Below are 24,956 nucleotides of genomic sequence, written 5' to 3' on the forward strand. Positions count from 1 at the left end.
AATAAAGCTTCCACCATGATATAAATTACACATGCAAAGTTTAGGGAGGGAATTTCACTTGATCAAACAAAAACTAATACTTGTAGGGAATGGAATGGCAGGAGTTCGTGCCATTGAAGAAGTGCTAAAACTTAATCGGGATGAATTCGAGATTACGATTTTTGGAAGCGAACCATATCCAAACTATAACCGAATTCAGTTATCAACCGTTTTACAAGGGGGTACATCCGTAAAGGATATTACATTAAATGACAAGCAATGGTATGAGGACAATAATATCTGTCTTTATACAGGAGAAACGGTCATTTCTATTGATAAGAAAAGACAAGTGGTAACGACGGACAAAGGGCGTATTGAACCATATGACAAATTGATTATTGCAACCGGATCGAATCCATTTATGCTGCCATTACCAGGGGCAGATAAAGAAGGAGTAACAGCTTTTCGGAATATCAAAGACTGCGAACAAATGATTGAATATTCTAAACAGTATAAAAAAGCAGCTGTCATTGGTGGTGGATTATTAGGATTGGAAGCAGCCCGTGGTCTATTGAACTTGGGAATGGAAGTAGACGTCATTCACATCTTTGACTACTTAATGGAACGACAATTAGACCGGGCTGCGGGAAAACTTTTACAAAAGGAACTAGAAAAGCAGGGAATGAATTTCCTTTTAGAAAAACATACAGCTGAAATACTCGGAAAGAAACATGTTACGGGTCTTAAATTTAAGGATGGCAGTATGATAAAAGCTGATTTAGTTGTCATGGCAGTTGGAATTAAACCAAATATTGAATTAGCGCAAAAAGCAGGCATAACAGTCAATCGAGGCATTATCGTTAATGATTTTTTAGAGACAGATATCCCTAATATTTATGCGGTCGGGGAATGCGCCGAACATCGCGGCACGGCCTATGGGTTAGTTGCCCCGCTTTACCAGCAGGCCCAAGTGTTAGCAAAGCGGGTTTGCGGTATAGAAGATGAAGGTTATCATGGTTCCGTCCTTTCAACCCAGTTAAAAGTATCCGGTGTTGATGTATTTTCATCGGGGAAAATAAACGAAGATGAAAATACGAAGGTATATAAAATGTATGATGATTGGAGAGGGGTTTATAAAAAGGTCCTTATTGAAAATGGGAAAATCACTGGTGCTGTCCTGTTTGGTGACACAAAGGATGGGAATCAACTCCTAAGCCTAATTAAAAAGAATGCAAGCATTGAGGAGTATTTAGAGAGTTCGCAAAATAAGTCATCAGAAGGCAGTTTGGTAGCTGCAATGGCCGATGAAGAGATCATTTGCGGCTGTAACGGTGTCAGCAAAGGGACAATTGTCGAAGCAATTCGTACGCAAGGGTTAACTTCCGTTGATCAAGTAAAGGGTTGTACAAATGCTTCCCGTTCATGCGGTGGTTGTAAATCATTGGTTGCTGATCTGTTAGCCTGCACGCTCGGAGATGATTTTAAGGTGGATGAAAAAGAAGCGATTTGCAGCTGTACAACATTATCCCGTGATGAAATTGTGGAAGAAATTCGTGCCAAGCGATTGACACATATCCGTGAAGTTATGAATGTCTTAGGTTGGAAAACAGATGGATGTTCCAAGTGTAAGCCAGCTCTTAATTACTATCTGGGCATGATTTATCCAACGGAGTATCAGGATGAGAAAGAAGCACGCTTTGTAAATGAGAGGCTGCATGCCAATATCCAAAAGGATGGCACTTACTCAGTTGTACCGAGAATGTATGGAGGAGTAACGACATCTGGTGACTTGCGGAAAATTGCCGACGTTGCCGATAAATACCAAGTTGGCACCATCAAGGTGACTGGCGGTCAGCGAATTGATTTACTCGGCGTGAAAAAAGAGGATTTACCGAAGATTTGGGCAGAACTTGATATGCCATCTGGATCGGCTTATGCGAAAGGACTTCGAACTGTAAAAACTTGTGTTGGTGAAAGTTACTGCCGCTTCGGTACACAAGATTCGATTGGTTTAGGAATCCGATTGGAAAAGAAATTCGAAGGCTTAAACACACCGCACAAAGTCAAAATGGCAGTCTCCGCTTGTCCAAGGAACTGTGCCGAAAGCGGGATTAAAGACGTTGGTGTTGTTGGTACGGATGGGGCATGGGAAATGTATGTAGGCGGAAATGGCGGTACCCATCTTCGTGCAGCTGACTTATTATTCAAGTTCAAAACGGATGATGAGCTTATCGAAATGATCGGGGCATACCTCCAGTATTATCGTGAAACTGCTAATTATTTAGAAAGAACTTCTGCCTGGGTTGACCGACTTGGACTCGATCATATAAGGGAAGTCCTATCGGATGCTGAAACTGTAAAAATGTTGAACTTCCGTATTGAAGAGGCACTTTCAATTGTTCAAGACCCTTGGAAAGAAGCTATTGAGAATAAAACACTTTTAAGAGACCTTTATGAGACGATAAAAATTCCAACAGGTGTTAAATAGAAGGGGAGTTGCATTTTATGGAAGAGATAATTAGACGCGTTTTTATAGGAAGTACAGAAGATATGCCGAGAAAAATGGGAAAAACAACCGTTATTGGCAATACGGAAATTGCCGTTTTTCGATTAGAGAATGGAGACATTCGCGCGATTGAAAACCGATGCCCTCATAAAGGGGGCGTCCTTGCGGAAGGGATTGTGAGTGGGGAGTTTGTTTTTTGCCCGATGCATGATTGGAAAATCTGTGTGACAGATGGGAGGGTTCAGGCACCTGATACAGGTTGTGTGAAATCTTTTCCGGTAGAGGTTATTGATGACCAAGTATTTATTTTAGTGGGAGATGAGTGAGTGCCCTTGAAGAAAATGGTAATTCTCAGCTAGGAGGGAGTTGCTTTTGGAGGAACCAAGTATACTCTCTACATAAAAGAGGAGTGAGAGGATGGCAATAGTAAGTCCTAATCAAGTTATTGAAAGTATGGTTTATTCGGGGGAAGCCAAGGCCAAATTGCCCATAAAAGATTTGTTGATCCGTGGTGCGCTTTCTGGAGCACTGCTTGGGTTTGGTACCACATTAGCGTATACCGCGGAGGTTCAAACTGGATTGGGAATCGTTGGAGCATTACTTTTCCCAACTGCCTTTGTGATTATCATTTTGCTAGGATTGGAGTTGGTTACCGGAAGTTTTGCTCTAATTCCGGTAGCTGTTCTTGGAAAAAAAGCTAGCATTGGTCAGATGTTAAAAAATTGGCTGTGGGTTATTGTTGGTCATCTTTTAGGTGGCATTTTCTACGCACTTCTTTATATCATTGCTATTACTCAATTGGGGCATGTCAATAATAATCAGGTCGCTGCGAAAATCATTGCCGTAGCTGAGGCCAAAACATTGGGCTACAAGAACCTTGGGACAGATGGTCTAATCGTAGTCTTTGTTAAAGCAATGCTATGTAATTGGATGGTGACACTCGGGGCAGTTATGGCGATGACAACTAAGTCTGTCGGTGGTAAAATTGCCGCCATGTGGCTGCCTATCTTGATCTTCTTTGCGCAGGGCTTCGAGCACGCCGTCGTTAATATGTTTGTTATACCGGCAGGCATGATGCTCGGTGCACATGTTACCATAGCCGATTGGTGGTTATGGAATCAGCTCCCTGTTACAGTTGGCAATTTGGTGGGAGGATTTCTTTTTACAGGCTTGACCTTGTATTTAACTCATAGAAAAGTAGAGTCAAAGTCGATTTTAGAGGTGCCAAAATCAACAAAGGCGGCTGCAAGTCGATAATCGTTAGGGGGGCGGTGATATGGGGAAAGCCTATATTGTAGGAGCAGGTCCTGGTGACCCGGAATTAATAACGGTAAAGGCATTAAAGTGTATTCGAATCGCAGACGTGATTCTATATGACCGCCTTGTCAATCGTGAGTTGCTTAGTGAAGCAAAACGGAATTGTGAGATGATCTATTGTGGTAAACAACCAACACATCATACGATGAAACAAGAAATCATTAATGATTTGTTAGTTCAATTTACGAGCCAAGGAAAAACAGTTGTTCGTCTGAAGGGTGGGGACCCATATGTGTTTGGCCGAGGCGGGGAAGAAGCGGCAGCTTTAGCGGAACATGGACTCCCGTTTGAAGTGGTACCAGGTATTACTGCGGGAATTGCAGCCCCAGCCTATGCGGGGATTCCGATTACACACCGAGAGTATGGCAATTCGTTTGCCGTTGTAACAGGCCATTGCGCCAAAGGAAAACCAGTTGACATTGATTGGGGAAGCTTGGTGAAAGCCGTTGATACAATTGCAATCTATATGGGGATCGGCAGCCTCTCATTTATTTGTCAGCAGATGATTTGTCATGGGAAAGATCAACATACGCCTGTAGCAGTAATCGAGCAGGGAACAAGGGTAGAGCAGCGCACTGTTACGGGAACCTTAAGTTCGATTGGATCGATTGTTGAAAAAGAAGGGGTGCAGAACCCGGCCATGATTGTAGTAGGTAACGTGGTGCGATTCCGTGAGAAGTTACTTCCGTTACAGGGAATGACTCCAGTTCGTGAAGCAGTAACAGGAAAAGAAGTTAATCCGGTGTAATGAGAGTGTTTAATGGAGGAAATCGAAACGATTTCTTCCTATTTTTTTGTTCGGAATAGGGATTAAATTTAGATTAAAATGTCATTTGTGGTATATCTGGCCACTATACTATAGGTGATGATGGTATGGACCTTAATAGACGACTAATTTTATTCGATTAAAAGGGAGTGGGGTAGAATGATAATTGAAAGCATTTGTCCCAAATGTGGAGAGATTAATCAAGTGAAAGAAACTGGTGAAAAACTCCTCATAGTAAAATGTAAAAACAACCATTATTATGATCACATCGTAATCCCTTACTCCAGAACGGCTGAGCTCAAGGATGATAAACGGAAGAGGCTAGAGGAAATGATCGTCGAGAAGAAGTTTCATCGCATGAGCGATAAGTCAACCATTTGTCTGCTAATCTTTGAAAACGGTTATGAAGTGGAAGGGCGGTCAACGGTTCGAGATAAAGCCGATTTTCGGATGGTTGTTGGCAAGGATATTGCCTATGAACAAGCATTAAAAAATGCCATGGTCGCATTAGGTGCTTTTTTAGTATAGTGACAAGATGTACTATGAAAAAAGTAAGTATAAAGTAGAAGAATTAAGCAAAGTTAAAAAACATTTTTAATCGTAGAAGGTGTCCCAAAAGGTTGTTGATGAATAATTTTTTTCACACTCTGTTGATTGGAGCGGAAGGCGCGAAGACTCCTGCGGGAGTACGGGGCAGGGGAGACCCCGCAGGAGCGAAGCGAGGGCACTGAAAAAGTTCACATTTTAAGCAGTTGAAAGGTAGACTTTATCGACCTTTTAACTGCCTTTTTGTTTTATAATAAAATTATAAAATTTTGCGGGTGGTATCCAGATGATTTCCGATCAAGAATCTTTTACTCTTAGTCCATATACAGCAATTTACGATCTTGTTGTGCCACAAGAAAATATGCTTCGACGAATTAAAGAATTAGTGGATTTTTCGTTCATTCTCGAAGAGTTAAAAACGAAATATTGCCTAGATAACGGGCGGAATGCGGTGCCACCAATCCGAATGTTCAAATATCTATTACTGAAGTCGATTTATGATTTATCAGATGTAGATATCGTACAGCGTTCCAGATATGATATGTCGTTTAAATATTTCCTCGACATAGCACCAGAAGACCCGGTAATAGATCCAAGTTCGTTAACAAAATTTCGTAGGCACCGTCTTAAAGATGTGGGCTTATTAGATTTGCTTATTGGGAAAACCGTTGAGATAGCACTTGAAAAGGAAATTATAAAAAGTAAAACAATAATTGTGGACTCCACACATACGCAGTCACGTTATAACCAAAAGTCGCCAAAGGAATTTTTGCAAGAGAAGTCAAAAAGCCTAAGAAAAGCAGTTTATCAAATCGACGAATCAATGAAGGAGAAATTTCCACCAAAATCAACTTCTGACGAAGTTGGAGATGAATTGAATTATTGTCGTCAAGTTATTTCTGTTGTCGAATCGGAACCACTAATAGCTGCAATTCCTAACGTTAATGAAAAATTAAATGTCCTACATGAAGTAGTAGAAGATTACACAGACCATATGAGTCAAATGAATTGTTCAACTGATACAGACGCACGGGTAGGACATAAAACAGCAGACTCTTCATTCTTCGGATATAAAACACATATTGCAATGAGCGATGAAAGAATAATAACAGCTGCAGTTGTGACAACGGGAGAAAAAAGTGATGGAAAATATCTGCAGGAGTTAATTGAAAAAAGCCAAGCAACAGGAATGGAAATTAATACAGTAATTGGTGATACAGCCTATTCTGAAAAAGACAATATTAGCTATACAAAAAAAAATCAACTTGAACTTATTTCTAAATTGCATCCACATATAACACATGGAACACGGGCAAAAGAAGATCAATTTGAATTTAAAAGATGCTGGAATGTTCGTTTGTAAGGCAGGGCATATGGCAATTAAGAAAAAATATGAAGAAAGAAAGGGGCAAGACAAAAACCCAAGAATCAAGTTCTTTTTTGATATTGAGAAATGTAAAGGTTGTGCATTCCGTGATGGGTGCTATAAAGAAGAAGCAAAAAGTAAGACATACTCAATAACAGTTAAATCAACTGAACATAAAGATCAAGAAGAATTTCAAGAAACAGAAAGATTCAAACAACTAGCAAAAACTCGCTATAAAATTGAGGCCAAAAATAGCGAACTTAAACACAGACACGGGTTTAAAATAGCAAATTCCTCGGGTCTATTTGGCATGGAAATTCAAGGGGCAACAGCGATGTTCGCAGTGAATCTTAAGCGGATTCTAAAGCTCCTAAATGAAAAAGTGTAAAAGAAGACAAGGAAAAAGGTGACATTTCATCTAATTTAAGACGAAATGTCACCTTTTTTTATATTAGCTCGTAATTTTATCTTATCTCAAATTGAAAAGTTAAAAAAACGTAAGTTTTTCAGTGCCCTCAGCGAAGCGACGAGGAGGCTTCCCGTTCCGCCCGCGGAAAGCGAAGCGCCTGGAGCGGAAATCAACAGACTAATTGAATGTATAAAAAAGGGTGTCCCTAAAAAGTTATACTTTTGGGACACTTTTCTTAATTTGTTTAAATTTTCTCTCAGCATTTCTGCATTCCTGCTGTGTTCAGCTGGTGTTGTTGAGTCGTTTGTACTTAAGAAAATTTGATCAATAAATCTATAAATATACTAACAAATAAGTTACTATAATAGTAAACGCTTGCAGAGGAGAGATCGAATGAAAACCATCCATCATTTACAACCTTTATTAAGAAGTTTTTTAGAAAAAGGACCCGCGGGATGTGCATGTTCTGTCTATCATCAAAATGAACAGGTCTTTGAGGATTATGTGGGTTATGCTGATCTTGAAACAAAGAAACCGATTAATCCTGATACTATTTACCGGATTTATTCGATGACCAAAGTAGTTACTTGTGTTGCCGCGTTAAAGTTATATGAACGTGGATTATTTCTTTTGGAGGATCCGCTCGAGGAATACCTCCCGGAGTTTAGAAAACCGCAAGTGTACCGTGAGGGAGAGAATGGAGAGATTCATGTAACACCTGCCGCCAAATCAATTCGTGTCAAAGATCTGTTCACCATGACTTCCGGGTTAACGTATGGAGGAGAAGCGAATGAAACAGAACGACAAGTCAAAAAGGCGATGAATTTGTTACAAAAAGAAGGTACTTTTTCTGTTAGAGCGTTATCCAAAGCTTTAGCCAATATCCCGTTAGCTTTTGATCCCGGAACACAATGGCGATACGGCTTAAGTCATGATGTGCTGGGGGCATTTATAGAAGTGGTGTCAGGCAAAACATTTGGGCAATTTTTACGGGAAGAAATTTTTCAACCTCTTTCAATGGAAGATACTTTTTTCAAGATCCCAGACGACAAAAAGGAACGTTTATCCAGTTTATATGATTGGAAGGAACCAGGCGTTTTGCAGAAAAATAGTAAACTGGATGCAGAATTTCAACCAGGCACGCTATTTGAAAGCGGGGGCGGAGGTCTGTTGTCGACTTTGAATGATTATAGCCGCTTTGCTCACATGCTGGCCAGTGGTGGTACACTTAACGGTGAACGCATTCTCGGCGCTAAGACGGTCGAATTAATGAGTATGAATCACCTTCAGCCAGAGCAAGTCGCTACTTTCAACTGGGAGCACCTGAAGGGTTATGGCTATGGTCTAGGGGTAAGAGTGATGGTGAACCCGGCACTTGCTGGAAGCAATAGTTCCATTGGGGAATTCGGCTGGATGGGAATGGCGGGAACCTGGGTAATGATTGATCCAAAAGAGCAGCTTTCTGCTGTTTATATGCATCAGCTATTGCCCAATTTTGAAACCTATACTCAGCCGAGACTGCGTAATGTCATTTATGGAGCATTATAAAACAGGCTTATAGACATTATTTCGGAATAGCGTTGTAAGAAATTGGTAAACATATACATATAAATGCTTAAGGAAGAATGTTATGGAGCCAACCCGTATTCAACTTACTGCATCCGAAATATCAAGTCTTTGGACTCAATATATGTTTGATTCTATGTCTATTTGTTTTATTAAGTACGCATTGCAACATCTGGAGCCCCACGTCTGTTTCAAGACCCTTTCTACCTTTATTATATGTATATTATGTCCTTGCAGGGGTTAACAGCATATGCCCTTTCTGTTGGTACTTCCATCAGAGCGGACCTGCGAAAATACTATATCGAATGTAATACTGAAACCATGGATCTTTTTGAAAAAACAATCGATACGATGCTGACCAAAGGAATCTACTCGCGCCCTCCTATCCTTACTGCACCGGAAGCGGTTGATTTTGTCAAACATCAAAGCTTTCTAACAGGCTGGTTCGGACAACGGCGTCTATTGACTGGCATGGAAATTGGCGATATCACCTTTAATATGAATAAAATGCATATGCATGTAGCCTTAAAGGTTGGTTTTAGTCAGGTGGTGCAATCCAAAAAGGTGCGCCAATTTGTAAAAAGAGGTGCGGAAATTTCCAATAAGCATATTGCCACCTTTGAACAAGTATTTCGGGAAGAAAAACTGAATTCACCTATCTCATGGCAATCATATGTAAGAAGTTCAACCGTTTCTCCTTTTTCTGATAAATGGGTAATGTATCAAATTCTCCTCTCTACACAAGTTGCCGTTGCCTTTTATGGATCGGCTTTAAGTGTAACGAATAGAAGGGACCTTGCTGAAAAATATGTAGGTCTCACGAGTGAATTAATCAGATTTGCAGAAGACGGGATGAATTTGATGATTGATCTCGGCTGGTTAGAAGAACCGCCGAAAGCGTCTGACCGCCGGGCTCTCACCCAAGGAAAAAAGGAAGGCATGGGTGGTTAAAAAATGAGTAATAAAACCCATCAAGAGTATTTGGACTCCTGATGGGTTTTTCCTATTTATTCTGCTAATTGTTTCTGATAGCTATTTCTTTTGATCTTTACACTTACATTTATAACCGCTGCGAGCCATAGGACGGCAAGGAATAGGTAGGTGATTAGGCTTACTGTGTGAGAGGCTTGTAAGGCCCCTAAAAGTGTTCTAATATTAGTGATGATAATAATTCCGCCTACCAGCGTTCCTAACAGGTTCGTTGGAATGATCTTAACTAAAAATGCAGCAATAGGAGCTGCGATGATTCCACCGATCATTAAGGCAATCACCCATTGAATATTTATTTGAGTCCACCCCAACGTTAACAGGAACCCTAATGTCGAGGAAATCGCAATGGCAAATTCGCTTGTATCGACCGAACCAATCACTTTTCTTGGCTCCATTTCGCTGCTGGTTAACAAGACAGGTGTGGCTATTGGTCCCCAGCCGCCGCCGCCTGTGGCATCGAAAAATCCAGCGATAAAACCTAAGGGGATCAATTGTTTTTTCCCTAACTTTTTCCCCGACAATTTACTGGTTGGATTAAATTTAAACAAAAACCGATAGATCACATAAACACCTAATATGAATAGAAAAATGGATACATAGGGTTTTACAATATCCCCTGGGATACTGCCTAGAAAACAAGCACCGATAAAGGCTCCGATTGAGCCAGGGATGATTAATTTATAAACAACGCTTTTATCTACGTTTCCAAACCGGATGTGAGATACACCTGATGCGGCAGTTGTTACAACCTCTGCCATGTGGACCGAGGCCGAAGCAACCGCTGGCGCGATTCCAAACATAAGTAACAAAGATGTGGAAGTAACTCCGTATGCCATCCCGAGAGATCCATCCACTAATTGCGCAGCTAACCCAATTAGGGCAAGTACGACTAACCTCCTCATAAAAAGCTCTCCTTTTTATATATTTCCTGAATAGACTAGTTAAAAGGGATAAAATCAGACGCTAAATGTCGACTAATCCAATCAAGTTTCTACCTTACGATATGAACGGACAAAATTCTGGGTTCTCTTTAACAGTGAAAATGGGTAATTGCCTAGATATAGAAGGAGAGAGGTAAGATGAAAATTTCCAGCAGGGGAGAATATGCCTTACGGGCACTGATTTGTTTAGGGAAAAATGAACATGACCTTACTTCCATTGGGGACATTTCAGAACAAACCTTAGTTCCGATGAATTATTTAGAACAACTTCTGCTGCAATTGAAAAGGAATGGCTACGTCCAAAGTAAACGAGGGGTGAATGGCGGATATAAGCTGAGTAAAGCTCCCGGTGATATTATCATCGGTGAAGTCATTCGTAATTTAGAAGGCCCCTTGGCTCCAATGGGTTGTGTAAGTATTACCTCCTATGAGAGCTGTCCCCTTGAAGCGGGCTGTCAATTAAAACCTTTATGGGCTCTTGTTCGGGATACAGTGGCGAAGCTATTAGATCAAACGACGTTAAAGGATTTATTAGACGGGAACGGTTATGCTCTGGATAAACTAGTTTAGCAGCTTGAAAGATATCCCTTTCCAATTTTATAATCACCTATAAAGTTCGAATTGACGGTAAAAAACACACGGAAGGAACACTTGCCATGGAGGAAACACTAGCGGTAAAATGGATTGAATCTAGTATTCATGTTCAATCTTGGAGGAAAACCGCATGGTGCAAATACGAAATGTTAAAAAAGAGGATTTAACTGATTTAGTCATTTTAGAACATCGCTGCTTCTTAAAAACAGAGGCAGCCACAGAAGAAGCCTTTAAAAAGAGGATCGAAAATATACCGGATAGTTTTTTTGTTGCGGAAGAGGATGATGTCATCGTTGGTCTCATCAATGGACCTGTAATCGACAATGCAAGCATTACAGATGATTTATTCAGTGAAATTAAAACCAATTCGACTAGCGGTGGACATCAAACTGTATTAGGCTTAGCAGTGTCGCCTGAATATCAAAATCTCGGGATTGCAGGCATGTTACTTGCGCATTTAGAAAAAGACGCTAAAGACAAACATCGTGAAACCATCACTCTAACCTGTAAAAAGAATTTAGTTGGCTTTTATGAGAAACATGGATACGTGAATCAGGGGGTTTCAAACTCCGAACATGGTGGAGTTACTTGGTACAATATGATTAAAAAATTGAATTAAGGGCTAGTTAAAAATGGTTACCCCCACATACACACCAGCTAAAAAATATCGTTACAATGACTATGAGATGAAAGATAATCCAGCCCCATCGCCCATATCGAAACGATTCGGAATCAATCGGCTTTCGCTGGGCCGGTGGGACTACAATAAAAGGGAATCTTCCAAATCCATTTATCTGGGCTTTCCCTCACCCCGAACAATATTCCGTAATCCCCCAATATAATATCTCCCACTCTCTACTTTTTCAGAGGCGCCTTATATTAAAAAGACTACTTTACAATATATGGAATACAGATTAAGGGCAAAGTAAATAATATAGCGTAATGAACTATTATCGGAATATAACAAATGGCTGTTCCCTTAATCATAGGAGACTGTTTATAAGGAGGACATAATGGAAATCAACCATAATATCAAATTGACCGTCCCCTGAAATTACAAGCTTATGGACGCAATATCAAACGGATTCATTAAACCTTCGAGTTAATACCTATATGCACCATCATTTAGAAGAAGAAAATGAAGCGGTCATATCGATATTTCAAGACGCGATAGCCAATTCAGAAAAAAACCTTCGGGAGATAGAAAGTTTTTTAATAGAATACATTACCCGATTCCTCAAGGGTTTACCGAACATGACGTCAATATTTATACACCGAAGCTGTTTTCTGATCATCTTTGTCTAAAATATCTCCATGAAATGACGATACGTGGTCTCTCCGCCTACTCTGTTGCTTTAACTGTTTCTACCTGTGGGGTGATGAGGAAGTTTTATGAAGATAAAATCCATGACACCATTAAATTATATAATGAAACGATTGATGTATTGCTAGAAAAAGGTCTATACCACAGACCGCCTTATCTGCCTATACCAGTAGGAATCGATTTTATTAAAACAGAAAATTTCTTTAATGGTTTCTTTAGTGATAGGCGGATTCTAAACGGACCTGAAATTAGTAATGTATTCTTTAATTTGAAAAAAAGTATCATCATAAAAGCGCTGATAACAGGTTTTTACCAGGTGGTAACCTCCAAAGAAGCACAGAAGATCTTAGAGAAAGCCATGGGAATTAAGCAAAAACACAATGAAGCATTTAGCCAACTTTTAACAAAAGATCAGCTCCCGGCGCCGCCTTTATGGGATTCTGATGTGACAGATTCTACTGTTCCTCCTTTTTCAGATAAGTTAATCATGTACCTAACAGGATTCTTATTTGGTACGGCGATTGCCTACTATGGTGCGGGGTTAGGAGCGACAATGAGGTCCGATTTGGTTTTAAAGTATGAGCAGTTTTTTCTAGAGGACCTTAAGTTTGCCGAGGATTGGACAGACTTAATGGTCAAAAATCAATGGTTAGAGCAGCCTCCAAAAGCAATAGATAGAAAAAAATTATCGGAAAGCTAACCAGATAAGAAGTAAAAGGGGTATCCAGTTAAGCGATGCCTCTTATTTTATTGTTTTTTAGCCCAGGAGGTTCGAGGATTGTCGAATTTCTTTTATTTCCTGTTTCGAATATTTCGAGAGTGAAAATAATTTAACTTTGTGGTAAGATGGCACATATAAAACGAAATTAAATTTAGGCTTCACTGGAGATGGATAGCATGCTATTGTGGAAACGTAATTTATGGGTACTATGGATTGGAGTCTTTTTTACAGCAGCGAGTTTCTCCATGGTTATTCCTTTCTTGCCGATTTTTCTTTTGCAACTAGGAGTCCATCAACACACGGAAATGTGGTCAGGGTTATTGTTCAGTTCTGCTTTTTTTGCCGGTGCTCTTTCCTCGCCATTCTGGGGCAGGATGGCTGACAAATATGGTAGAAAGCCGATGATTGTCCGTGCTGGTTTTGCTCTTTTTGTCATCTACACATTAATGGCATTCGTCACTAATCCTTATCAGATTTTGGCCCTGCGGATCCTTCAGGGATTATTAAGTGGGTTCATTCCAGGGGCAATTGCGTTGATTGGTACCAATACACCTGGAAACAAAGTGGGGTATGCGTTATCGATGATTTCAACGGCTTCAGCATCGGGTAGTATCATTGGACCGCTGCTGGGCGGAGGGATTGCTGACTTAGTTGGGAATCGCTGGGCTTTCGCCAGCGCCGGTATCATTGTTTGTTTGTCGACACTGTTAATTATCTTTTGGGTTGTCGAGGAGAATTTCACTCCTAGTAAAGGGAAGGGTTCTGTTAAAAAGGACTTTAAAGTGGCAATAGATAACCGGCCGTTTTTATTAGTGCTCATCCTAACACTGGTCACCAGCTGTTCTGTCATGACCATCGAACCTGTACTTCCATTATACATTGTCAAATTGGGCGGCTCTTCTGAAAATGCCTCCTTCCTTGCAGGGGTTGTATTTTCTCTTCCTGGTATTGCCAGTGCCTTATTTGCCCCTTATTGGGGAAAATGGGCTGATAAAGTGGGGTTCCAACGAGTTTTATTTATCGGACTCCTTGGTGGCGGCATTGGTACATTAGCTCAAATTGTTTTTACACATATTTGGGGCTTTTCAATCATTCGTTTTGTATACGGAATCTTCTTCTGTGCCGTGTATCCTGCCTTAAATGGGCTTGTTGTCAAGTCAACTGCTGAAGATTTCCGCGGAAGAGCGTTTAGTTTAAATCAAACGGCAAACCAATTAGGCGGAATGGTCGGTCCTATGATTGGCGGTTTTCTTGGTGGAATATTTCCCGTCTATAGTGTCTTTATCGTCACAGGTGTATTACTTTTGATTGCAATGGCGACCGTTTATTTTAACGCGCGTGAGTTAAATAGTACGTTAAAGAGAAAAGCTGTTTCTTAAAATTAAATTAGGCGAAAGCAGGAAAAGGGTCATCGAATTTTGACTCTTTTTTTATGCAGTTTTTTCAACATATACCTTTTAATGGGAATATTCGTTAGTTTAGAGAAGATACTATCCTTATCATAGACACAAATCCCCCATGAAAATGGTGATCCCTTGTTTCGTTCTTCTAACTTTAGTCAAAGACGTCCAAAAATCAAATTAACTTCGTTTGGGAGTAATTATGTTCGTGTTCTCAATCCCTTTATGCCTATGTGGTGGAGTTTGGCGATGCCGGGTGCTGGGCATGTTATGATTGGCAAAATAGCCAAGGGGTTTTTACTATTTATTTGGGAAATCGTGATTAATGACCAAGCACACCTTAACGAAGCTATATTTTATACCCTTGCAGGAAAGTTTCAATTAGCTAAAGATAGTTTGGACCAAAGATGGTTCTTTGTTTATATAGGCGTTTATATTTTTAATGCCTGGGATTCGTATAGGTTAGCGACAGATGTTAGTCTATTTTCCATGCTGGCTGTACGTGAAAAATCACCTATCAAGGCATTTAGCCTAGATCTATTTGAAATCAATTATCTTCAAAAAATAAATGTCTGGATTCCTGTGTTTTGGTCTATAATTACGCCAGGTCTAGGGCATTTGGTTGTAAGGAATGTCGTACATGGTGTGTATTTAATGCTTTGGTATATCATAACTCTTTATCAATCCAGACTACTCGAAGGGGTTTACTATACGATTAAAGGTGATTTTCATCATGCGATTTACGTGATGAATCTCCAATGGACATTATTTTTACCTTCATTATATTGTTTTTCCGTATGTGATGCCTATTATCGAACGATTGAGATAAATGAGTTGTTTAAAATGGAGCAAGCGAGGTTCCTTGAAAATAAATACAGAAAAACAAATCGAGGCTTCTTGAATGAATTGGGGTAAATACATGTATATCATCTCTTTATTCGAACACTCACTAAAATTAGAATTGGCGATAACCGCATTGGAAGAACTTAAGATTCCTAAGGATGCACTTCTGGCTATTCCTATAAATAAAACACCTGTCGAAAAAAAGTATTTAGACCCCTATAACTCAGATGGTCTCAATATGTTTTTGGTCGCGTGTCTGGGGATGGTGCTGATGCTACTAGGGTCTATTTATGGTTTTGTTCTCTATTGGGGTCCGATTATCTGGGGGTTAATCGGGTTAATAAGTGGTAGTCTTCTTGGGATTGTAATTGACTATAAAGTAAAAAAAGTAACACGCAAAAAAACAATAAGAAAACACATTGTTGATGTCATGTTACTTGTGAGATGTGAAGAAGAAAAGGTTGATATGATAGAAGAAATCCTAAGTAAGCATTATACTTTAGGTACTGCAAGAATATATTAAATAGTACGCAAAAAAAGAAGTGGTTAAATTGTTATTTAACGCATTACAAAAAGAAAGGCAGGTACATAATGATGGATTATGTGAAACTAGGGAATACAGGAATGGATGTTTCCCGTCTTTGTTTAGGTTGTATGAGTTTTGGGATTCCGGAGCGAGGAAATCACCAATGGGTGCTTGATGAAGAGAAGAGCCGGCCGATTATTAGAAAGGCACTCGATTATGGCATTAATTTCTTCGATACAGCAAATGTATACTCCGATGGGACAAGCGAGGAAATTGTGGGCCGGGCTTTAAAGGAATTTGCGAACAGGGATGAAATTGTTATCGCAACGAAGGTTCATGGCCGGATGCATAAGGGACCTAATGGGGGCGGGCTCTCCCGTAAAGCGATTATGAGTGAAATTGATCATAGTCTTCAAAGGCTTGGCACTGATTATGTGGATCTTTATCAAATTCACCGTTGGGATTATGATACTCCTATTGAAGAAACGATGGAAGCACTGCATGATATCGTAAAGGCTGGAAAGGCCAGATACATTGGTGCTTCGTCGATGTATGCATGGCAATTTTTAAAGGCATTACATATTGCCGAAAAAAATGGCTGGACAAGATTTGTCTCGATGCAAAATCATTTAAATCTTTTGTATCGTGAAGAGGAGCGAGAAATGCTGCCACTTTGTAAGGATGAGAAAATTGGTGTCATTCCTTGGAGTCCGCTTGCGAGAGGAAAGTTAACACGTGACTGGGAAGAATCAACCTCACGTTCAGACACAGATGAATTTGGTAAAACGCTTTATGCCGCAACTGCTGAAGCAGACAGTCTTGTCGTCAACCGAGTGGCGGAATTAGCTTCCAAACGTGGAATCCCTCGGGCCCAAATAGCGCTCGCTTGGGTATTACAGAAAGAGCCTGTCACTGCACCGATTATTGGTGCGACGAAAATGGTTCATTTGGAGGGTGCTGTCGGGGCACTTTCCGTAAAATTAACACCCGAAGAGCTCTCTTTTTTAGAAGAACCATATGTTCCTCATCCTGTCTTGGGTTTTAAATAATTCAGAAATAGTACGTTTGAATTCCTTACCCAGCGTCGCATAAAGAATAATCCTATTCCTGAAGCAAACAATAAGGTTGGTGTTATCTACACCAATTAGAGGATGTGGAGGGAGATTACATGAACGTACGTGAAGGCTTAATTCCTACTGCTCTAGGGACCGCTGTAACCGCAACAGGTTATGCTCTTAAGCAGAAACGAGGAACCAATAAAATGATTGCGAACACTCTTTTCGGATTTGGTTTAGCACACGTTGTCTTGGGTGTAATCGACCTTGTTGAACATCGTCGTTAAAAAAGAAGGCGCAGCAGAAAAATCTGCTCGCCTTCTTTATTTATATTATTACAAACAATGCATATAAGCTTCCGCTTGATCCCATGGAACGGAATAACCATGTCCTTTGGAACAGAAAATAGATGACGAGGTATATTCCGGATCGGCATCCTTATTGTATTGTAATCTTTCTATTACTTCTTCTTGATTATGACATGGATAGTAGCCAGCAACCACGAGATTCAGCATTCCTTTACCTTGGGTAAGAGAAGCAAACTTAGGGCCGTAGTTCATAAAGGTGGCTACAGGTACTTTTCCAGTTAGAAAAACCTTATTGCCTTCTGTAATAGGGGTATCAAAACTACCGTGAGCTTGTTGAAGATCTGTCAGTACTTTTCCCATATGATCTAAATCTACTTTTATCTTAAACTCGTAAAATGGTTCCAGTAAGACGTTTTCCGCTTTTTCTAAGCCTTGGCGCAATGCACGATAGGCCGCCTCTCGAAAATCGCCGCCAGAAGTATGTTTGTTGTGGGCTCGACCTGTAACAAGCGAAATTTTAATATCTGTGAGAGGGGAACCAGTTAATATCCCATGATGCTCTCTTTCAAATAGGTGTGATTGAACAGTATTTTGCGTTCCAACCGTCAGGTGATCAGTATGGCAGATACTTTCAAAGAAGATGCCGCTATTTCTTTGAGCAGGCTCCAGTTTTAGATGTACTTCAGCATAGTGTCCTAATGGTTCGAAATGGCCGTACCCCGCCACCTCTGAATTAATCGTTTCTTTATATAAAATTTCCGGTTCACCGAAACGGACGTTAAGGTTAAATCTCTCTTTCACAACTTGCTGGAGGACTTCAAGTTGGATGATTCCCATCACATGGATATGAATTTCCTGTGACCTTTCCTCCCAAGTGACGTTAAGTGCTGGATCTTCCGCGTTAAGGATATTAAAAAACCGTAAGACTTCTTTCACATTGAAGCTGGGGTCATGAATTACTTTGGATTTCAAAGCTGAAATCATTTCAAAATTTGTTTTTTTCTTAAGAGTACCTAATCCATTGCCAGCCGAAGCGGACGAGAGACCGGTTACAGCAAATAAGTCTCCTGCCTCAACATGATCAACAGTTTGAAAATTAGTTCCGTTGTAAATTCTTATTTGAGTGACTTTTTCACTAAAAATTTTGTTTTCTGATTCATAGCTCATTTCTTCGCGCACTTTTAATGTTCCGCTTAAAGCTTTAATAAATGTAATCTTCATTCCTTTTTCATCATATCGAATTTTATAGACGGTTCCTGCAAAAGCTTTCTCATTGGTAAATCTGGTTTCAGTCAATTGGTTGACTTTTTCCAAAAGATTTTCGATGCCGATTCCCTGAAGGGCAGAACCGTAGGTACAAGGGAATATTTGATGATTTCTAAACAGTGTTTTCATAGTACTGTACCATAAATCAGCCTGATATCCATCTTCCATGTATGTATTCAATAAGTCTTCATCACGTTCTGCGATAAATTCAATCAGCTCTTCACTCATGTCATTCTGAATCAACGTATTTGTAATATCACAAACATCCGTTGTTAATTGGGTTCGAATTTCTTCCATTACATTTAATGCATCTGCACCAACCCGGTCTATTTTATTAATAAAGAAGATCGTTGGGACCTTATTCTTTTGGAGAAGTCTCCAAACCGTTTCTGTGTGTCCTTCAATCCCTTCTACGGCACTTACAATAATGAGGGCAAAATCCATCACCTGAATAGCTCGTTCCATTTCAGGAGAAAAGTCGACATGTCCAGGAGTATCAATTAAATAATAGGTCGAGCCATTATAATTGAATAGCGCTTGATCAGCAAAAACAGTAATTCCTCTTTGTTTTTCAATTTCATGGCTATCAAGAAAGGTATCTTTATGGTCGACCCGGCCTTTATGTTTGATGGTATTTGTATAGTAAAGCAATTGCTCAGCCAATGTTGTTTTACCCGCATCGACATGAGCAAACAAACCAATTGTTTTTTTCATGGGGTTACCTCACAAAATCAAAGCGATTTTTAGCTCTATTATATCAAAACAGGTGAAAGACTCTATTAAAAAGACCAAATCTTATTGACTTGGTCTTTTCCGATTTTATTTACTGTTGTTGTTGCTGTTGCTGCTGCTGTTGTTGCTGTAAGTTTAATGCCGTTTGAGAAGCTTGGATGTCCATCTCTAATTGTCTAGACATGTCATCTGGATAGTAATAGCCTTTTGTAATCATGTAATTAGAAATTTGTTCATGTGTTCTAATTGCATGATTCAGGTATTGTGTTAAGGTCTCTCTTACTTCCTTAGTTGATGTTTCAGTAATGGCAAGGGCAAGATTTTTAATTCCTGATTTTGCTGAGATTAAAAAATCGGTCGCAATCACTTGGTCAGTCATTCCACCCATGCCCGCCATATTTTGTAAGTTCTGATTCATATTATTGTACACCTCTATTCGTAATAAATTCTTGTAAACGTTGAACCTGCTGCTTTGTTGCTGTTACATCGGCATTCAGGATGTTCCCTAATTCCTGGTCTTGAACTAGTGCACCCATTGCTGTAGCTTTGGTTAAGCATAAGTTTTTAAACATTAATAACTCATGAATTTCATGTGTTTCATGAAGTCCCATATATTTTGTCTGCATTGATTTCACCCCTTTCACACTTAATTATCATTTGCGCTTTATTGATGTTAAATGATTAGAAAAATGTGGTACCTCATTATATTTTTACTCTGGGAAAAATTGCTATTGAAACAAGGACATTGGGATGTTATTATAAATAAGCTTTCTCGGAGACAAACGTATATAACTCTCATGAAGCATTGGAAAAATCTTTCTATTGTTCTGAAACACACATCGTGTTAAGATAGGAAAGTCGCTCTTCAAAAAGAGTGAGCAAGTCAATCGAAATTGGAAATAATTGATGATTGATAGTTTGTCAGAAATGCGATAAGATAATATTCCTGTCGCTTTTGGTGACATTGTTCTTTGAAAACTAAACAAACAAAAACGTCAACAAACAATAAATATTCATTTCTTATGAAATGAAGCCAACGTTTTAAATTATGAGCTAAATCAACTTTCTTGGAGAGTTTGATCCTGGCTCAGGACGAACGCTGGCGGCGTGCCTAATACATGCAAGTCGAGCGAATCTTCCGGAACTTGTTCCGGAAGGTTAGCGGCGGACGGGTGAGTAACACGTGGGCAACCTGCCTGTAAGACTGGGATAACACCGGGAAACCGGTGCTAATACCGGATAATCCTTTCCCTCTCATGAGGGAAAGCTGAAAGTCGGTTTCGGCTGACACTTACAGATGGGCCCGCGGCGCATTAGCTAGTTGGTGAGGTAACGGCTCACCAAGGCGACGATGCGTAGCCGACCTGAGAGGGTGATCGGCCACACTGGGACTGAGACACGGCCCAGACTCCTACGGGAGGCAGCAGTAGGGAATCTTCCACAATGGACGAAAGTCTGATGGAGCAACGCCGCGTGAGCGATGAAGGCCTTCGGGTCGTAAAGCTCTGTTGTTAGGGAAGAACAAGTACCGGAGTAACTGCCGGTACCTTGACGGTACCTAACCAGAAAGCCACGGCTAACTACGTGCCAGCAGCCGCGGTAATACGTAGGTGGCAAGCGTTGTCCGGAATTATTGGGCGTAAAGCGCGCGCAGGCGGTCCTTTAAGTCTGATGTGAAAGCCCACGGCTCAACCGTGGAGGGTCATTGGAAACTGGGGGACTTGAGTGCAGAAGAGGAAAGCGGAATTCCACGTGTAGCGGTGAAATGCGTAGAGATGTGGAGGAACACCAGTGGCGAAGGCGGCTTTCTGGTCTGTAACTGACGCTGAGGCGCGAAAGCGTGGGGAGCAAACAGGATTAGATACCCTGGTAGTCCACGCCGTAAACGATGAGTGCTAAGTGTTAGAGGGTTTCCGCCCTTTAGTGCTGCAGCTAACGCATTAAGCACTCCGCCTGGGGAGTACGGCCGCAAGGCTGAAACTCAAAGGAATTGACGGGGGCCCGCACAAGCGGTGGAGCATGTGGTTTAATTCGAAGCAACGCGAAGAACCTTACCAGGTCTTGACATCCTCTGACACTCCTAGAGATAGGACTTTCCCCTTCGGGGGACAGAGTGACAGGTGGTGCATGGTTGTCGTCAGCTCGTGTCGTGAGATGTTGGGTTAAGTCCCGCAACGAGCGCAACCCTTGATCTTAGTTGCCAGCATTCAGTTGGGCACTCTAAGGTGACTGCCGGTGACAAACCGGAGGAAGGTGGGGATGACGTCAAATCATCATGCCCCTTATGACCTGGGCTACACACGTGCTACAATGGATGGTACAAAGGGCAGCAAAGCCGCGAGGCCTAGCCAATCCCATAAAACCATTCTCAGTTCGGATTGTAGGCTGCAACTCGCCTACATGAAGCCGGAATCGCTAGTAATCGCGGATCAGCATGCCGCGGTGAATACGTTCCCGGGCCTTGTACACACCGCCCGTCACACCACGAGAGTTTGTAACACCCGAAGTCGGTGGGGTAACCGTAAGGAGCCAGCCGCCTAAGGTGGGACAGATGATTGGGGTGAAGTCGTAACAAGGTAGCCGTATCGGAAGGTGCGGCTGGATCACCTCCTTTCTAAGGATAATGCAGTCCTTACGGACTGATAAGAAGTTGACCGCTTTTTGTTTGTTTAGTTTTGAGAGTACAATCTCTCAAGAGTATATTCGTTCTTTGAAAACTAGATAATCGTATAGAAGAAACCAAGTAAAAACCGAGTAAAATCGCCATTTTAGTTTTTTCTCTCTATTAAATAGAGTAAAACCTTTTAGGTTAAGTTAGAAAGGGCGCACGGTGAATGCCTTGGCACTAGGAGCCGATGAAGGACGGGACTAACACCGATATGCTTCGGGGAGCTGTAAGTAAGCTTTGATCCGGAGATTTCCGAATGGGGAAACCCACTGCTCGTAATGGAGCAGTATCTTTACCTGAATACATAGGGTATGGATGGCAGACCCGGGGAACTGAAACATCTAAGTACCCGGAGGAAGAGAAAGCAAACGCGATTCCCTAAGTAGCGGCGAGCGAAACGGGATTAGCCCAAACCAAGAGGCTTGCCTCTTGGGGTTGTAGGACACTCAACATGGAGTTACAAAGGAACGGGGTAGATGAAGCGGTCTGGAAAGGCCCGTCATAGAAGGTAAAAGCCCTGTAGTTGAAACTTCGTTCCCTCCTGAGTGGATCCTGAGTACGGCCGGACACGTGAAATCCGGTCGGAAGCAGGGAGGACCATCTCCCAAGGCTAAATACTCCCTAGTGACCGATAGTGAACCAGTACCGTGAGGGAAAGGTGAAAAGCACCCCGGAAGGGGAGTGAAATAGTTCCTGAAACCGTGTGCCTACAAGTAGTTAGAGCCCGTTAATGGGTGATAGCGTGCCTTTTGTAGAATGAACCGGCGAGTTACGATTACATGCAAGGTTAAGTTGAAGAGACGGAGCCGCAGCGAAAGCGAGTCTGAATAGGGCGTATTAGTATGTGGTCGTAGACCCGAAACCAGGTGATCTACCCATGTCCAGGGTGAAGTCCAGGTAACACTGGATGGAGGCCCGAACCCACGCACGTTGAAAAGTGCGGGGATGAGGTGTGGGTAGCGGAGAAATTCCAATCGAACTTGGAGATAGCTGGTTCTCTCCGAAATAGCTTTAGGGCTAGCCTCACGTAGTTAGAGTCTTGGAGGTAGAGCACTGTTTGGACTAGGGGCCCTCATCGGGTTACCGAATTCAGACAAACTCCGAATGCCAAAGACTTATCCGTGGGAGTCAGACTGCGAGTGATAAGATCCGTAGTCAAAAGGGAAACAGCCCAGACCACCAGCTAAGGTCCCAAAGTATACGTTAAGTGGAAAAGGATGTGGAGTTGCTTAGACAACCAGGATGTTGGCTTAGAAGCAGCCACCATTTAAAGAGTGCGTAATAGCTCACTGGTCGAGTGACTCTGCGCCGAAAATGTACCGGGGCTAAACGTATCACCGAAGCTGTGGATTGACACCGTTGGTGTCAGTGGTAGGAGAGCGTTCTAAGGGCGTTGAAGCTAGACCGTAAGGACTGGTGGAGCGCTTAGAAGTGAGAATGCCGGTATGAGTAGCGAAAGATGAGTGAGAATCTCATCCACCGAATGCCTAAGGTTTCCTGAGGAAGGCTCGTCCGCTCAGGGTTAGTCGGGACCTAAGCCGAGGCCGAAAGGCGTAGGCGATGGACAACAGGTTGATATTCCTGTACCACCTCTTTATCGTTTGAGTGATGGGGGGACGCAGGAGGATAGGGTAAGCGCACTGTTGGATATGTGCGTCTAAGCAGTTAGGCTGAGAAGCAGGAAAATCCGCTTCTCGCATGTGCTGAGCTGTGACAGCGAGGGAAATATAGTACCGAAGTTCCTGATTCCACACTGCCAAGAAAAGCCTCTAGCGAGATAAAAGGTGCCCGTACCGCAAACCGACACAGGTAGGCGAGGAGAGAATCCTAAGGTGAGCGAGAGAACTCTCGTTAAGGAACTCGGCAAAATGACCCCGTAACTTCGGGAGAAGGGGTGCTCTTTGGGGTTCATAGCCTCGAAGAGCCGCAGTGAATAGGCCCAGGCGACTGTTTAGCAAAAACACAGGTCTCTGCGAAGCCGCAAGGCGAAGTATAGGGGCTGACGCCTGCCCGGTGCTGGAAGGTTAAGAGGAGGGGTTAGCTCACGCGAAGCTCTGAATCGAAGCCCCAGTAAACGGCGGCCGTAACTATAACGGTCCTAAGGTAGCGAAATTCCTTGTCGGGTAAGTTCCGACCCGCACGAAAGGCGTAACGATCTGGGCACTGTCTCAACGAGAGACTCGGTGAAATTATAGTACCTGTGAAGATGCAGGTTACCCGCGACAGGACGGAAAGACCCCGTGGAGCTTTACTGTAGCCTGATATTGAATTTTGGTACAGCTTGTACAGGATAGGTAGGAGCCTGAGAAGCCGGAGCGCCAGCTTCGGTGGAGGCGTCGGTGGGATACTACCCTGGCTGTATTGAAATTCTAACCCGCACCCCTAAATCGGGGTGGGAGACAGTGTCAGGTGGGCAGTTTGACTGGGGCGGTCGCCTCCTAAAGAGTAACGGAGGCGCCCAAAGGTTCCCTCAGAATGGTTGGAAATCATTCGTAGAGTGTAAAGGCACAAGGGAGCTTGACTGCGAGACCTACAAGTCGAGCAGGGACGAAAGTCGGGCTTAGTGATCCGGTGGTTCCGCATGGAAGGGCCATCGCTCAACGGATAAAAGCTACCCCGGGGATAACAGGCTTATCTCCCCCAAGAGTCCACATCGACGGGGAGGTTTGGCACCTCGATGTCGGCTCATCGCATCCTGGGGCTGTAGTCGGTCCCAAGGGTTGGGCTGTTCGCCCATTAAAGCGGTACGCGAGCTGGGTTCAGAACGTCGTGAGACAGTTCGGTCCCTATCCGTCGTGGGCGCAGGAAATTTGAGAGGAGCTGTCCTTAGTACGAGAGGACCGGGATGGACGCACCGCTGGTGTACCAGTTGTCTTGCCAAAGGCATCGCTGGGTAGCTATGTGCGGACGGGATAAGTGCTGAAAGCATCTAAGCATGAAGCCCCCCTCAAGATGAGATTTCCCATAGCGTCAAGCTAGTAAGATCCCTGAAAGATGATCAGGTTGATAGGTCAGAGGTGGAAGCGTGGCGACATGTGGAGCTGACTGATACTAATCGATCGAGGACTTAACCATAGTCTAAAGCGAATAAACTCGTTTTTATAAAGTTTCTTCTACATTATCTAGTTTTGAG

At 42.1% G+C, this 24,956-nt stretch carries 19 protein-coding genes, 2 rRNA genes and 3 pseudogenes; 20 read left to right on the top strand and 4 right to left on the bottom strand.

All coding sequences use genetic code 11. The features are described from left to right. Positions 1–94 precede the first annotated feature (94 nt). The 9 genes and pseudogenes from nirB to ACZ9EE_RS29715 all read left to right on the top strand — a co-directional run bounded on the left by nirB (position 95) and on the right by ACZ9EE_RS29715 (position 9,406). Positions 95–2,467, top strand: coding sequence for a nitrite reductase large subunit NirB (gene nirB, locus ACZ9EE_RS29675; RefSeq protein ID WP_476033145.1), 2,373 nt, complete (start codon positions 95–97; stop codon positions 2,465–2,467). A gap of 17 nt (positions 2,468–2,484) precedes the next feature. Further along, complete coding sequence (nirD, locus tag ACZ9EE_RS29680) at positions 2,485–2,811, top strand: nitrite reductase small subunit NirD (RefSeq protein ID WP_476032175.1); 327 nt, start codon at positions 2,485–2,487, stop codon at positions 2,809–2,811. 91 nt (positions 2,812–2,902) lie between these two features. After that, complete coding sequence (locus tag ACZ9EE_RS29685) at positions 2,903–3,742, top strand: formate/nitrite transporter family protein (protein WP_476032176.1); 840 nt, start codon at positions 2,903–2,905, stop codon at positions 3,740–3,742. Positions 3,743–3,761: 19 nt separating this feature from the next. Then, positions 3,762–4,550, top strand: coding sequence for a uroporphyrinogen-III C-methyltransferase (gene cobA / locus ACZ9EE_RS29690; protein ID WP_476032177.1), 789 nt, complete (start codon positions 3,762–3,764; stop codon positions 4,548–4,550). 177 nt (positions 4,551–4,727) lie between these two features. After that, on the top strand, positions 4,728–5,096 hold the full coding sequence (locus ACZ9EE_RS29695) for a Gp49 family protein (protein ID WP_476032178.1): 369 nt from the start codon (positions 4,728–4,730) through the stop codon (positions 5,094–5,096). Between the two features lie 304 nt (positions 5,097–5,400). Further along, positions 5,401–6,868 (top strand): annotated as a pseudogene (locus ACZ9EE_RS29700) (IS1182 family transposase). Positions 6,869–7,282: 414 nt separating this feature from the next. Further along, the gene (locus ACZ9EE_RS29705; protein WP_476032179.1) at positions 7,283–8,437 is read left to right on the top strand and encodes a serine hydrolase domain-containing protein; all 1,155 of its coding nucleotides are present in this window, start codon (positions 7,283–7,285) and stop codon (positions 8,435–8,437) included. A gap of 142 nt (positions 8,438–8,579) precedes the next feature. Beyond that, positions 8,580–8,800, top strand: a pseudogene (locus tag ACZ9EE_RS29710) (DUF3231 family protein); the annotation flags it as partial. A gap of 6 nt (positions 8,801–8,806) precedes the next feature. Further along, positions 8,807–9,406, top strand: coding sequence for a DUF3231 family protein (locus ACZ9EE_RS29715; RefSeq protein ID WP_476033146.1), 600 nt, complete (start codon positions 8,807–8,809; stop codon positions 9,404–9,406). Between the two features lie 56 nt (positions 9,407–9,462). Here the strand turns inward: ACZ9EE_RS29715 and ACZ9EE_RS29720 are convergent, their stop codons facing one another. Beyond that, positions 9,463–10,347 carry a sulfite exporter TauE/SafE family protein gene (locus ACZ9EE_RS29720; RefSeq protein ID WP_476032180.1) on the bottom strand — a complete coding sequence of 295 codons (885 nt, stop codon included), beginning with the start codon at positions 10,345–10,347 and terminating at the stop codon, positions 9,463–9,465. Positions 10,348–10,524: 177 nt separating this feature from the next. Here ACZ9EE_RS29720 and ACZ9EE_RS29725 point away from each other — a divergent pair, with 177 nt between their 5' ends. The 9 genes and pseudogenes from ACZ9EE_RS29725 (at position 10,525) to ACZ9EE_RS29765 (ending at position 17,136) form a co-directional block, all read left to right on the top strand. Continuing rightward, positions 10,525–10,956 (top strand): RrF2 family transcriptional regulator, encoded by a 432-nt coding sequence (locus ACZ9EE_RS29725; protein ID WP_476032181.1) that lies wholly within the window; start codon positions 10,525–10,527, stop codon positions 10,954–10,956. 154 nt (positions 10,957–11,110) lie between these two features. Further along, complete coding sequence (locus tag ACZ9EE_RS29730) at positions 11,111–11,599, top strand: GNAT family N-acetyltransferase (protein WP_476032182.1); 489 nt, start codon at positions 11,111–11,113, stop codon at positions 11,597–11,599. Positions 11,600–12,033: 434 nt separating this feature from the next. After that, positions 12,034–12,404: pseudogene (locus ACZ9EE_RS29735) on the top strand (DUF3231 family protein); the annotation flags it as partial. 21 nt (positions 12,405–12,425) lie between these two features. After that, entirely contained in the window at positions 12,426–13,004 is a 579-nt protein-coding gene (locus ACZ9EE_RS29740; protein WP_476033147.1) for a DUF3231 family protein, read from the top strand. Positions 13,005–13,201: 197 nt separating this feature from the next. Continuing rightward, positions 13,202–14,404, top strand: a complete 1,203-nt coding sequence (locus ACZ9EE_RS29745; protein WP_476032183.1) for an MFS transporter — start codon at positions 13,202–13,204, stop codon at positions 14,402–14,404. Between the two features lie 246 nt (positions 14,405–14,650). Beyond that, complete coding sequence (locus ACZ9EE_RS29750; protein ID WP_476032184.1) at positions 14,651–15,340, top strand: hypothetical protein; 690 nt, start codon at positions 14,651–14,653, stop codon at positions 15,338–15,340. Then, entirely contained in the window at positions 15,327–15,791 is a 465-nt protein-coding gene (locus ACZ9EE_RS29755; RefSeq protein WP_476032185.1) for a hypothetical protein, read from the top strand. The genes ACZ9EE_RS29750 and ACZ9EE_RS29755 overlap by 14 nt, the downstream gene beginning before the upstream one ends. A gap of 71 nt (positions 15,792–15,862) precedes the next feature. Further along, positions 15,863–16,843 (top strand): aldo/keto reductase, encoded by a 981-nt coding sequence (locus tag ACZ9EE_RS29760; protein WP_476033149.1) that lies wholly within the window; start codon positions 15,863–15,865, stop codon positions 16,841–16,843. Positions 16,844–16,962: 119 nt separating this feature from the next. Further along, positions 16,963–17,136 (top strand): asparagine synthase, encoded by a 174-nt coding sequence (locus ACZ9EE_RS29765; protein ID WP_476032186.1) that lies wholly within the window; start codon positions 16,963–16,965, stop codon positions 17,134–17,136. 48 nt (positions 17,137–17,184) lie between these two features. Here ACZ9EE_RS29765 and ACZ9EE_RS29770 read toward each other — a convergent pair whose 3' ends face one another. The 3 genes from ACZ9EE_RS29770 to ACZ9EE_RS29780 all read right to left on the bottom strand — a co-directional run bounded on the left by ACZ9EE_RS29770 (position 17,185) and on the right by ACZ9EE_RS29780 (position 19,781). After that, positions 17,185–19,137, bottom strand: a complete 1,953-nt coding sequence (locus ACZ9EE_RS29770) for a GTP-binding protein (RefSeq protein ID WP_476032187.1) — start codon at positions 19,135–19,137, stop codon at positions 17,185–17,187. Between the two features lie 109 nt (positions 19,138–19,246). Further along, positions 19,247–19,573, bottom strand: coding sequence for a spore coat protein (locus ACZ9EE_RS29775; protein ID WP_476032188.1), 327 nt, complete (start codon positions 19,571–19,573; stop codon positions 19,247–19,249). A gap of 1 nt (position 19,574) precedes the next feature. Continuing rightward, the gene (locus ACZ9EE_RS29780; RefSeq protein ID WP_476032189.1) at positions 19,575–19,781 is read right to left on the bottom strand and encodes a hypothetical protein; all 207 of its coding nucleotides are present in this window, start codon (positions 19,779–19,781) and stop codon (positions 19,575–19,577) included. A 438-nt stretch (positions 19,782–20,219) separates the two neighbouring features. Here ACZ9EE_RS29780 and ACZ9EE_RS29785 point away from each other — a divergent pair. Continuing rightward, a 16S ribosomal RNA gene (locus ACZ9EE_RS29785) occupies positions 20,220–21,769 on the top strand. 193 nt (positions 21,770–21,962) lie between these two features. Continuing rightward, positions 21,963–24,898 (top strand): 23S ribosomal RNA (locus ACZ9EE_RS29790). Together the 16S and 23S rRNA genes form the textbook arrangement of a ribosomal RNA operon. The last annotated feature ends 58 nt before the right edge of the window (positions 24,899–24,956 follow it).

It is taken from the genome of Bacillus sp. URHA0034 (genome assembly GCF_056280405.1).

Excerpts from the sequence above, each read along its gene's own strand:
- nirB (WP_476033145.1), top strand. The coding sequence starts at position 95 with ATGGCAGGAGTTCGTGCCATTGAAGAAGTGCTAAAACTTAATCGGGAT.
- nirD (WP_476032175.1), top strand. The coding sequence starts at position 2,485 with ATGGAAGAGATAATTAGACGCGTTTTTATAGGAAGTACAGAAGATATG.
- ACZ9EE_RS29685 (WP_476032176.1), top strand. The coding sequence starts at position 2,903 with ATGGCAATAGTAAGTCCTAATCAAGTTATTGAAAGTATGGTTTATTCG.
- cobA (WP_476032177.1), top strand. The coding sequence starts at position 3,762 with ATGGGGAAAGCCTATATTGTAGGAGCAGGTCCTGGTGACCCGGAATTA.
- ACZ9EE_RS29695 (WP_476032178.1), top strand. The coding sequence starts at position 4,728 with ATGATAATTGAAAGCATTTGTCCCAAATGTGGAGAGATTAATCAAGTG.
- ACZ9EE_RS29705 (WP_476032179.1), top strand. The coding sequence starts at position 7,283 with ATGAAAACCATCCATCATTTACAACCTTTATTAAGAAGTTTTTTAGAA.
- ACZ9EE_RS29715 (WP_476033146.1), top strand. The coding sequence starts at position 8,807 with ATGCTGACCAAAGGAATCTACTCGCGCCCTCCTATCCTTACTGCACCG.
- ACZ9EE_RS29720 (WP_476032180.1), bottom strand. The coding sequence starts at position 10,347 with ATGAGGAGGTTAGTCGTACTTGCCCTAATTGGGTTAGCTGCGCAATTA.
- ACZ9EE_RS29725 (WP_476032181.1), top strand. The coding sequence starts at position 10,525 with ATGAAAATTTCCAGCAGGGGAGAATATGCCTTACGGGCACTGATTTGT.
- ACZ9EE_RS29730 (WP_476032182.1), top strand. The coding sequence starts at position 11,111 with ATGGTGCAAATACGAAATGTTAAAAAAGAGGATTTAACTGATTTAGTC.
- ACZ9EE_RS29745 (WP_476032183.1), top strand. The coding sequence starts at position 13,202 with ATGCTATTGTGGAAACGTAATTTATGGGTACTATGGATTGGAGTCTTT.
- ACZ9EE_RS29750 (WP_476032184.1), top strand. The coding sequence starts at position 14,651 with ATGCCTATGTGGTGGAGTTTGGCGATGCCGGGTGCTGGGCATGTTATG.
- ACZ9EE_RS29755 (WP_476032185.1), top strand. The coding sequence starts at position 15,327 with ATGAATTGGGGTAAATACATGTATATCATCTCTTTATTCGAACACTCA.
- ACZ9EE_RS29760 (WP_476033149.1), top strand. The coding sequence starts at position 15,863 with ATGGATTATGTGAAACTAGGGAATACAGGAATGGATGTTTCCCGTCTT.
- ACZ9EE_RS29765 (WP_476032186.1), top strand. The coding sequence starts at position 16,963 with ATGAACGTACGTGAAGGCTTAATTCCTACTGCTCTAGGGACCGCTGTA.
- ACZ9EE_RS29770 (WP_476032187.1), bottom strand. The coding sequence starts at position 19,137 with ATGAAAAAAACAATTGGTTTGTTTGCTCATGTCGATGCGGGTAAAACA.
- ACZ9EE_RS29775 (WP_476032188.1), bottom strand. The coding sequence starts at position 19,573 with ATGAATCAGAACTTACAAAATATGGCGGGCATGGGTGGAATGACTGAC.
- ACZ9EE_RS29780 (WP_476032189.1), bottom strand. The coding sequence starts at position 19,781 with ATGCAGACAAAATATATGGGACTTCATGAAACACATGAAATTCATGAG.